This window comes from Mesorhizobium kowhaii (assembly GCF_042431665.1).
In the GTDB taxonomy this organism is placed as follows: Bacteria; Pseudomonadota; Alphaproteobacteria; order Rhizobiales; family Rhizobiaceae; genus Mesorhizobium; species Mesorhizobium kowhaii.
The window spans coordinates 1,077,141-1,084,779 of sequence record NZ_JBHLYT010000053.1 but is presented as its reverse complement, the minus strand read 5'-3'; the positions used below and the strand labels follow the sequence as shown (position 1 = coordinate 1,084,779).

The window sequence follows — 7,639 nt, the reverse complement described above, 5'->3', positions numbered from 1 at the left end:
TCAAAGTCGCTCAATTCGTAACGTCGCATTCAAGCCTCCAAAAGAAGCCTTGAATCAGAACCCGTCACAAAGCGGTAGTCAGTTTATGAGTTTGCGGCCTAGCAGAAGGTGCTGTTTCAGTTCGTCCGGGATACCTCCGGACGCGTCGAATCCGAGAGCATAGCACCGGCCTTATGTCTTATCGATTGAACAGCGGCGCGTTCCCGCGTTTCAAATCTGAGCAATACCCAATGATTGCCCCATCGCACCTCGTCGTGCGTACGGTGGGTTTTACTCCCTGTGCTTTGGCCAGATGCTTGATCCGCCTGTCCAGAACAGCGGAGCAAAAGCCAATGACACCGACGAAGCTGCTGATTGGCCAGATCGTGGTTGTGTTTGCCATCGCAGTCCTCGGCGTATGGACGGCAACACAATGGTGCGCCCACATGCTGGGCCATCAGCCGCAACTCGGCGCCCCATGGTTTGTCGCGGCCGGCTGGGCAATCTATAAGCCGTGGAAACTTTTCGAATGGTGGTTCCATTTCGACGCTTACGCGCCAGAGGTCTTCGACAAGGCGGGCGCACTTGCCGGCGCCAGTGGCTTCCTAAGCTGTGGCGCTGCTATGGCCGGTTCACTTTGGCGTGCGCGGCAGCGTGGAGCGGTCACTACCTACGGCTCTTCACGATGGGCCGAAAAGTGGGAGATTGAGAAGGAGGGGCTATTCAGGACGGCCGGCGTTTTCCTTGGCAAATTGAAGGACCAGTATCTGCGCCATGACGGCCCAGAGCATGTCATGGCGTTTGCGCCAACACGTTCCGGCAAGGGTGTCGGGCTGGTTCTGCCAACCCTCCTTTCCTGGACCGGCTCGGCCGTCATTCACGACATCAAAGGTGAAAACTGGCAGCTGACCTCCGGCTGGCGCTCGAAGTTTTCACATTGCCTTTTGTTCAATCCTACCGATTCAAGGTCGGCGCGTTACAACCCGCTGCTAGAGGTACGCCAGGGCCTAGACGAGGTCCGCGACGTCCAGAACATCGCCGACATCCTCGTCGATCCGGAAGGCGCGCTGGAGCGGCGAAACCATTGGGAAAAGACCAGCCACTCACTGCTGGTCGGCGCCATCTTGCACGTGCTCTACGCCGAAGAGGAAAAGACGCTAGCCCGTGTCGCTACCTTCCTCTCGGACCCACAGCGCTCGTTTGCTGCAACGCTGCAACGGATGATGACCACCAACCATCTCGGAGCTAGTGAAAAGCCTCAGGTCCATCCTGTCGTGGCCTCGGCGGCTCGTGAGGTGCTGAACAAGTCAGAGAATGAGCGTTCAGGCGTTCTCTCGACCGCCATGTCATTTCTCGGGCTCTATCGCGATCCGACCGTAGCTGCGGCAACATCGGCTTGCGACTGGCGCATTGCTGACCTCATGGATGCAGAGCGACCAATGTCGCTTTATCTGGTCGTGCCGCCATCGGACATCTCACGTACCAAGCCGCTGGTGCGACTGGTGCTCAATCAGATCGGCCGGCGGCTCACCGAGCGGCTGGAGGGCGATCCAAAGAAGAGCCGCAAACATCAACTGCTCATGATGCTCGACGAATTTCCGGCGCTCGGACGGCTCGATTTTTTCGAGACTGCGCTCGCCTTCATGGCCGGCTACGGCATTCGCGCCTATTTGATCGCGCAATCCTTGAACCAGATTTCAAAAGCCTACGGCGAGAACAACGCCATTCTCGACAACTGTCATGTGCGGATTGCCTTTTCGTCCAATGACGAGCGCACGGCAAAACGCATCTCCGATGCGCTCGGCACGGCGACGGAGCTCAGATCCATGCGCAACTATGCCGGCCATAGGCTGGCGCCCTGGCTTTCCCACGTCATGGTCAGCCGCCAGGAAACGGCACGACCTCTGCTGACGCCCGGGGAGGTAATGCAGTTGCCGCCGTCTGACGAACTGGTGTTGGTTTCAGGGCTGCCGCCGATCCGTGCCAAGAAGTTGCGCTATTACCAGGATCAGAATTTCACCGAACGGTTGCTGCCTTCGCCACTGCTTCGGGACGGTCCTTACGCTGATTGCCCTGCGTCGCGTCTGGATGATTGGAGCGGACAGGTGTGCGGCGTTGATCGCCGTCTTGTTCCCGGCGACGAAAGCGGCGTGGCAACCGAAAACGACGGCGGTGTTCAGCAGCAGCGTCATCCAGGTCTGCCCGATGAACACCCCGTCGTCTCTCAGCAGCCGGATCAGGACGATCTCTTCAAGCCCACCGACGATGACAGCGAGGCGCTCCCCGACAAGCTCGTTATGGACCGGATTTCCACTGCCGCGCGTGCCTACGGCATCAACGAGGGAAGGGGCGACGACAAGGACATCGTGCCCGGCTTCTGAACCCCGCTTCGAGTTGGGCGCACCTCAGCGTAGATAACGGCCATAAGCGATTTCGGGCACCTCGACGATGCTTGTTCCGTCGCCGGTGCAGCAAGCGTCGGTCAGCCGGAACGAGCCGCATGAAGCCCCACCGCATCCGTCATCAGTTTCTGCTTGAACCCGGGCTGAGCGAGAAGCTGGACAACCTCAGCCGCGATCCATCGACCACCAAATCCGCGGTCGTCGCGAAGGCGGTTGAGGCCTTCATAGAGCGGCGGGGCGAGAACGATCTCGACCAGCGCTACGGCAAGCGGCTCGATCGTCTGTCCCGCGAGCTCGATCATATCAGGCGCGATGTCGAGATGGTTCTGGAGAGCCTGGCGCTCTTCATCCGTTTTTCGATCACGCTTCATGCCCACACGCCGGTTCCGGACAGGGCGACGCAAGCGATTGCCCAGGAGCGTTTCGACAAATTCGTCGAGCAGGTCGGTCGCCAGATCGCCTCCGGGAAAAAATCGCTTGGCGAGGCCAACGGCGGGGGAAGGGAAGGATGAGTTCTCATCCCGAGGCCGACCATCGCCGCCGCGCCATGCTGCGCACCGCCATGGGCCCAGCGATCACCGAAGCCCTAGCCGATCCATTGGTCATCGAGGTGATGGTCAATCCCGACGGTGCGCTGAGGCTCGACCGGCTGGGCGAGGGGCGGGTCGACACCGGCGTGCACATGCACCCTTCCGAGGCGGAGCGCATCATTCGCCTGGTCGCCTCCCACGTGCGCGCCGAAGCGCATGAGGACAATCCGATTGTCAGCGCCGAACTGCCTTCGGGCGAGCGCTTCGAGGGCCTGCTGCCGCCGGTCGTGCTGGCACCATGCTTTGCTATCCGTAAACCGGCCGCAAAGCTCTACACTCTGGCCAACTACGTGGCCGACCGCATCATGTTGCCGCTGCAGGCCGATGCGCTGAAAAAGGCGGTCCGCGAGCGGCGCAACATTCTGGTCGCCGGCGGCACGTCGTCGGGCAAAACAACCCTCGCCAACGCGCTGCTGGCCGAAGTCGCCGAATGCGACGAGCGGGTGATCCTCATCGAGGACACGCGCGAACTGCAATGCGCGGCGAAGGATTGCGTTGCCTTACGAACGAGGCGGGGTTCGGTAACGCTTGCCGATCTCGTGCGCTCGACGCTGCGGCTTAGGCCCGACCGGATCATCGTCGGCGAAGTCCGGGGTGCGGAAGCGCTCGACATGGTGAAGGCATGGAACACAGGGCATCCCGGCGGCATCGCCACGGTTCACGCCAATTCGGCGCGCTCCGCGCTCTATCGCATCGAGCAGCTCGCGCAGGAAGCCGTCGTCACCGTTCCCCGCCGCCTCATCGCCGACGCCATCGATCTGATCGTCTTCATCGCCGGGCGCGGCTCGTCGCGCCGCATCGACGCGATCGCCGAGGTCACCGGTCTTGACGGCAGCGGCGATTACGCCGTCACCCCGCTCACGCTTCCGCAACTCCAGCAGCTCTGAAAGGTCATCTCATGCGCAAGAAGCTTCGCTTTCTTTCGTCCGCCGCGTTCGCGTTTTTTCTCACGGCACCGGCTTTCGCCGCGGGCTCCGGCATGCCCTGGGAGCAGCCGCTGCAGCAGATACTGGAATCGGTGCAAGGGCCGGTCGCCAAGATCGTCGCGGTGATCATAATCATCACCACCGGCCTGACGCTTGCCTTCGGTGATACGGCGGGCGGCTTCCGCCGGCTGATCCAGATCGTCTTCGGTCTGTCGATCGCCTTCGCGGCATCGAGCTTCTTTCTCTCCTTCTTCTCCTTCGGCGGTGGGGCACTCGTCTGATGGCCAGCGGAGAGCAGCATATTGAGGGCTTCGAGGTTCCTGTTCACCGGGCATTGACTGAGGCGATCCTGCTGGGCGGTGCGCCTCGAGCGGTTGCGATCCTCAACGGCACGGTGGCTGCGGCCATCGGTCTTGGCCTGCAGCAGTGGATCGCCGGGCTGGTACTCTGGATTGCCGGCCACACGCTCGCGGTCTTTGCCGCGCGCCGGGATCCGGACTTCGCGAGCGTGCTTGTCCGTCATCTTCGCATGAAGGGATGGTTTGCATGCTGAACCTTTCGGAGTATCGCGGCAAAACCGACCGGCTTGCCGACCATTTGCCTTGGGCCGCACTGGTCGCGCCGGGCATCGTGCTCAACAAGGATGGCAGCTTTCAGCGGACGTTGCGGTTCCGGGGTCCCGATCTCGAAAGCGCGACCGAAGCCGAACTCATCGGGATCTGCGCACGGGCGAACAATGCGCTCAGACGCCTTAGCTCCGGCTGGGCATTGTTCTTCGAGGCGGAGCGCATAGAAGCGCTGGGCTATCCGCATTCGCGGTTCCCCGATGCGGCGTCGTGGCTGGTCGACGAAGAACGGCGCGGGGCCTTCGAGGGCAAGGTCGCGCATTTCGAGAGCCGCTATCACCTGACCTTGCTGTTCATGCCGCCGCCGGACGGCCAGGCGCGGGCGGAAAGCGCGCTGGTCGACTCTCATCATTCCGAAGGCGAAAGAGACTGGCGCCAGGAGCTGGCGCGGTTCCGTGACGAGACCGACCGGGTTCTGGGTCTACTGTCGGGCTTCATGCCGGAAATGCGCGCCCTCGATGATGCCGAGACGCTGACTTACCTGCACGGCACAATCTCGACCCGCCGCCATCCAGTCGCCGTACCGGAAACGCCTATGTATCTGGATAGCATGCTGGTCGATGCGCCGCTCACCGGCGGCTTGGAGCCGATGCTGGGTGAGCAGCATCTTCGCACACTTACCATCCTCGGATTCCCGAACCTCACGCGGCCCGGAATTCTGGACGCACTCAACAACCAGGATTTCGCTTATCGCTGGGTGACGCGTTTCATTCCGCTCGACAAGACGGAAGCCACCAAGACGCTGACGCGATTGCGCCGGCAGTGGTTTGCCAAGCGTAAATCGATCGTGGCTATCCTGCGCGAGGTCGTGACCAACGAACCCGTTCCTCTCATCGACAGCGACGCCGACAACAAGGCACTCGATGCAGACGAAGCACTTCAAGCACTGGGCGGCGATCATGTCGGATTCGGCTATCTCACCACTACTGTGACGGTGTGGGACGAGGACCACCAAGCCGCCGAGGAGAAACTTCGCGCGGTCGAGCGCATCGTCAACGGACTTGGCTTCACTACGATCCGTGAAAGCGTCAATGCCGTGGAAGCGTGGCTCGGCTCGTTGCCTGGTCATGTCTACGCCAACGTTCGCCAGCCGCTCATTCACACACTGAATCTTGCCCATCTCATGCCGCTGTCATCGGTGTGGGCCGGGCCGGCGACGAACGAGCATCTCGCCAATGTTACCCAGACCGAAGCCCCGCCGCTTCTCGTTGCCGAGACCAGCGGGTCGACTCCGTTCCGGCTTTCCACTCATGTCGAGGACGTCGGCCACATGCTGATCGTTGGACCGACCGGCGCCGGCAAGTCGGTTCTGCTAGCACTGATCGCTTTGCAGTTCCGGCGCTATGCCGGCGCGCAGGTCTATGTCTTCGACAAAGGCAATTCGGCGCGTGCGGCGACACTTGCGATGGGTGGAGAGCATCATGTGCTCGGCGCGGACGGTGCGTTTGCCTTCCAGCCACTGCGAAACATCAGCGACCAGGCTACCCGCGGTTGGGCGGCCGAATGGATCGCAGCTCTGATTGCCCATGAGAGCGTCACCGTCACACCGGAGGTGAAGGAGGCAATCTGGTCGGCACTCAACAGCCTTGCCACGACGCCGGCGCAGGAACGCACGCTGACCGGCCTGTCGGTCCTGCTTCAGTCCAATGCGCTCAAGTCTGCGTTGATGCCCTACACGCTCGACGGTCCCTTCGGCCGGCTGCTCGATGCCGATGTCGATCGGCTGGCCTTATCGGATGTGCAATGCTTCGAGACCGAGGAGCTGATGCACAGCCAAGGCGCTGTCCTGCCGGTGCTCACCTATCTTTTCCATCGCCTCGAGGAGCGGTTTGACGGGCGGCCGACGCTGCTCATGCTCGACGAGGCGTGGGTCTATCTCGACAACCCGCTTTTTGCCGCCCGCATCCGCGAATGGCTGAAGGTGCTGCGAAAGAAGAACGTGTCGGTTGTCTTCGCCACCCAATCGCTTGCCGACATCGCGGGCTCTGCAATCGCGCCCGCAATCATCGAGAGCTGCCCACAGCGTATTTTTCTTCCCAATGATCGTGCGGTGGAGCCGCAAGCGCGGGCAGCCTACGAACGCTTCGGTTTGAACGAGCGGCAGATCGAACTGATCGCTCGCGCCACGCCGAAGCGGCACTATTACCTGCAGTCGCGCCGCGGCAACCGTCTTTTCGAGCTCGGGCTCGGCCCGATCACACTCGCGCTGTGCGGTGCTTCCGATCCGGCCACGCAGACCCTTATCGAAAGGGTCCTGTCCGAGCACGGACAGGACAGCTTTGCCTCTCGTTTCCTGAATGCACGCGGCCTGGATTGGGCAGCCGAGCTTCTCCAGCAATTCCCTCAACCAGACAAGGAGCAATCACCATGATGGGACGTCGCCTTTTCACCAGCTTGATCACCGTTTCCCTGATCGCCAAGCCGATGGCCGACTACGTCCAGCCAGCCTACGCCCTCATCGTGTTCGATCCGTCTAACTATACGCAGAACGTGCTGACGGCGGCACGCTCGCTGGAGCAGATCAACAACCAGATCCAATCGCTTCAGAACCAGGCGACCATGCTGCAGAACATGGCGCGCAACCTTCAGCATCTGGATTTTTCTTCCGTTGGCCAACTCACCGGTGCGCTCCATCGCATCGACGGGCTGATGGATCAGGCGAGTGGCCTGAGCTTTGATCTCGACAAGCTTCAAGACCAATGGCGCAATCAATACCCGGAAAGCTATGACGCGACGATAAAGGTCAGCGATGTGGCGGGCGCTGCACGCGAGCGCTGGCAGAGCGCCATGCATTCGTTTCGCCAGACCATGGGCGTCCAGTCGCAGATCGTCGAGAACGTCCGCGGCGACGGCGACCTGCTTGCCGATCTCGTCAACCGCAGCCAAGGCGCTGCCGGTGCACTTGAAGCAAGCCAAGCCACCAACCAGCTGATCGCGTTTTCGACCAAGCAGCAGATGCAGATTCAGACGCTCTTGGCGACGCAGTTTCGGGCTGAGGCCGAGGATGCCGCCCGCAAGGCGCAGTCCGAGGAAGCCGCCCGCGAGACGACGAAGCGCTTCCTGGGCACCGGTACGGCCTATCCCGGCAACTGATTCTTCACGACGAGGAAGGCGGC

7 protein-coding genes are annotated in these 7,639 nt (G+C 61.6%); all 7 read left to right on the top strand.

The window, feature by feature from the left end:
- Window positions 1–332 precede the first annotated feature (332 nt).
- The 7 genes from ACFFNA_RS32385 (at window position 333) to trbJ (ending at window position 7,616) form a co-directional block, all read left to right on the top strand.
- Window positions 333–2,360 (top strand): conjugal transfer protein TraG, encoded by a 2,028-nt coding sequence (locus tag ACFFNA_RS32385; protein WP_378923850.1) that lies wholly within the window; start codon window positions 333–335, stop codon window positions 2,358–2,360.
- Window positions 2,361–2,479: 119 nt separating this feature from the next.
- Window positions 2,480–2,893: a CopG family transcriptional regulator gene (locus ACFFNA_RS32380; RefSeq protein WP_095088703.1), complete on the top strand. Its 414-nt coding sequence runs from the start codon at window positions 2,480–2,482 to the stop codon at window positions 2,891–2,893.
- On the top strand, window positions 2,890–3,858 hold the full coding sequence (trbB, locus tag ACFFNA_RS32375; protein WP_095088701.1) for a P-type conjugative transfer ATPase TrbB: 969 nt from the start codon (window positions 2,890–2,892) through the stop codon (window positions 3,856–3,858). The genes ACFFNA_RS32380 and trbB overlap by 4 nt, the downstream gene beginning before the upstream one ends.
- A gap of 11 nt (window positions 3,859–3,869) precedes the next feature.
- Window positions 3,870–4,178, top strand: a complete 309-nt coding sequence (locus ACFFNA_RS32370; protein WP_095088699.1) for a TrbC/VirB2 family type IV secretion system protein — start codon at window positions 3,870–3,872, stop codon at window positions 4,176–4,178.
- Window positions 4,178–4,450, top strand: coding sequence for a VirB3 family type IV secretion system protein (locus tag ACFFNA_RS32365; RefSeq protein ID WP_378923818.1), 273 nt, complete (start codon window positions 4,178–4,180; stop codon window positions 4,448–4,450). The genes ACFFNA_RS32370 and ACFFNA_RS32365 overlap by 1 nt, the downstream gene beginning before the upstream one ends.
- Window positions 4,444–6,894 (top strand): conjugal transfer protein TrbE, encoded by a 2,451-nt coding sequence (gene trbE / locus ACFFNA_RS32360; RefSeq protein WP_378923817.1) that lies wholly within the window; start codon window positions 4,444–4,446, stop codon window positions 6,892–6,894. The genes ACFFNA_RS32365 and trbE overlap by 7 nt, the downstream gene beginning before the upstream one ends.
- The gene (gene trbJ, locus ACFFNA_RS32355) at window positions 6,891–7,616 is read left to right on the top strand and encodes a P-type conjugative transfer protein TrbJ (protein WP_378923816.1); all 726 of its coding nucleotides are present in this window, start codon (window positions 6,891–6,893) and stop codon (window positions 7,614–7,616) included. Before trbE ends, trbJ begins: the two co-directional genes overlap by 4 nt.
- Window positions 7,617–7,639: the final 23 nt, after the last annotated feature.

Bases quoted from the DNA above. Each gene is read 5' to 3' on its own strand.
- ACFFNA_RS32385 (WP_378923850.1), top strand. From the start codon at position 333: ATGACACCGACGAAGCTGCTGATTGGCCAGATCGTGGTTGTGTTTGCC.
- ACFFNA_RS32380 (WP_095088703.1), top strand. From the start codon at position 2,480: ATGAAGCCCCACCGCATCCGTCATCAGTTTCTGCTTGAACCCGGGCTG.
- trbB (WP_095088701.1), top strand. From the start codon at position 2,890: ATGAGTTCTCATCCCGAGGCCGACCATCGCCGCCGCGCCATGCTGCGC.
- ACFFNA_RS32370 (WP_095088699.1), top strand. From the start codon at position 3,870: ATGCGCAAGAAGCTTCGCTTTCTTTCGTCCGCCGCGTTCGCGTTTTTT.
- ACFFNA_RS32365 (WP_378923818.1), top strand. From the start codon at position 4,178: ATGGCCAGCGGAGAGCAGCATATTGAGGGCTTCGAGGTTCCTGTTCAC.
- trbE (WP_378923817.1), top strand. From the start codon at position 4,444: ATGCTGAACCTTTCGGAGTATCGCGGCAAAACCGACCGGCTTGCCGAC.
- trbJ (WP_378923816.1), top strand. From the start codon at position 6,891: ATGATGGGACGTCGCCTTTTCACCAGCTTGATCACCGTTTCCCTGATC.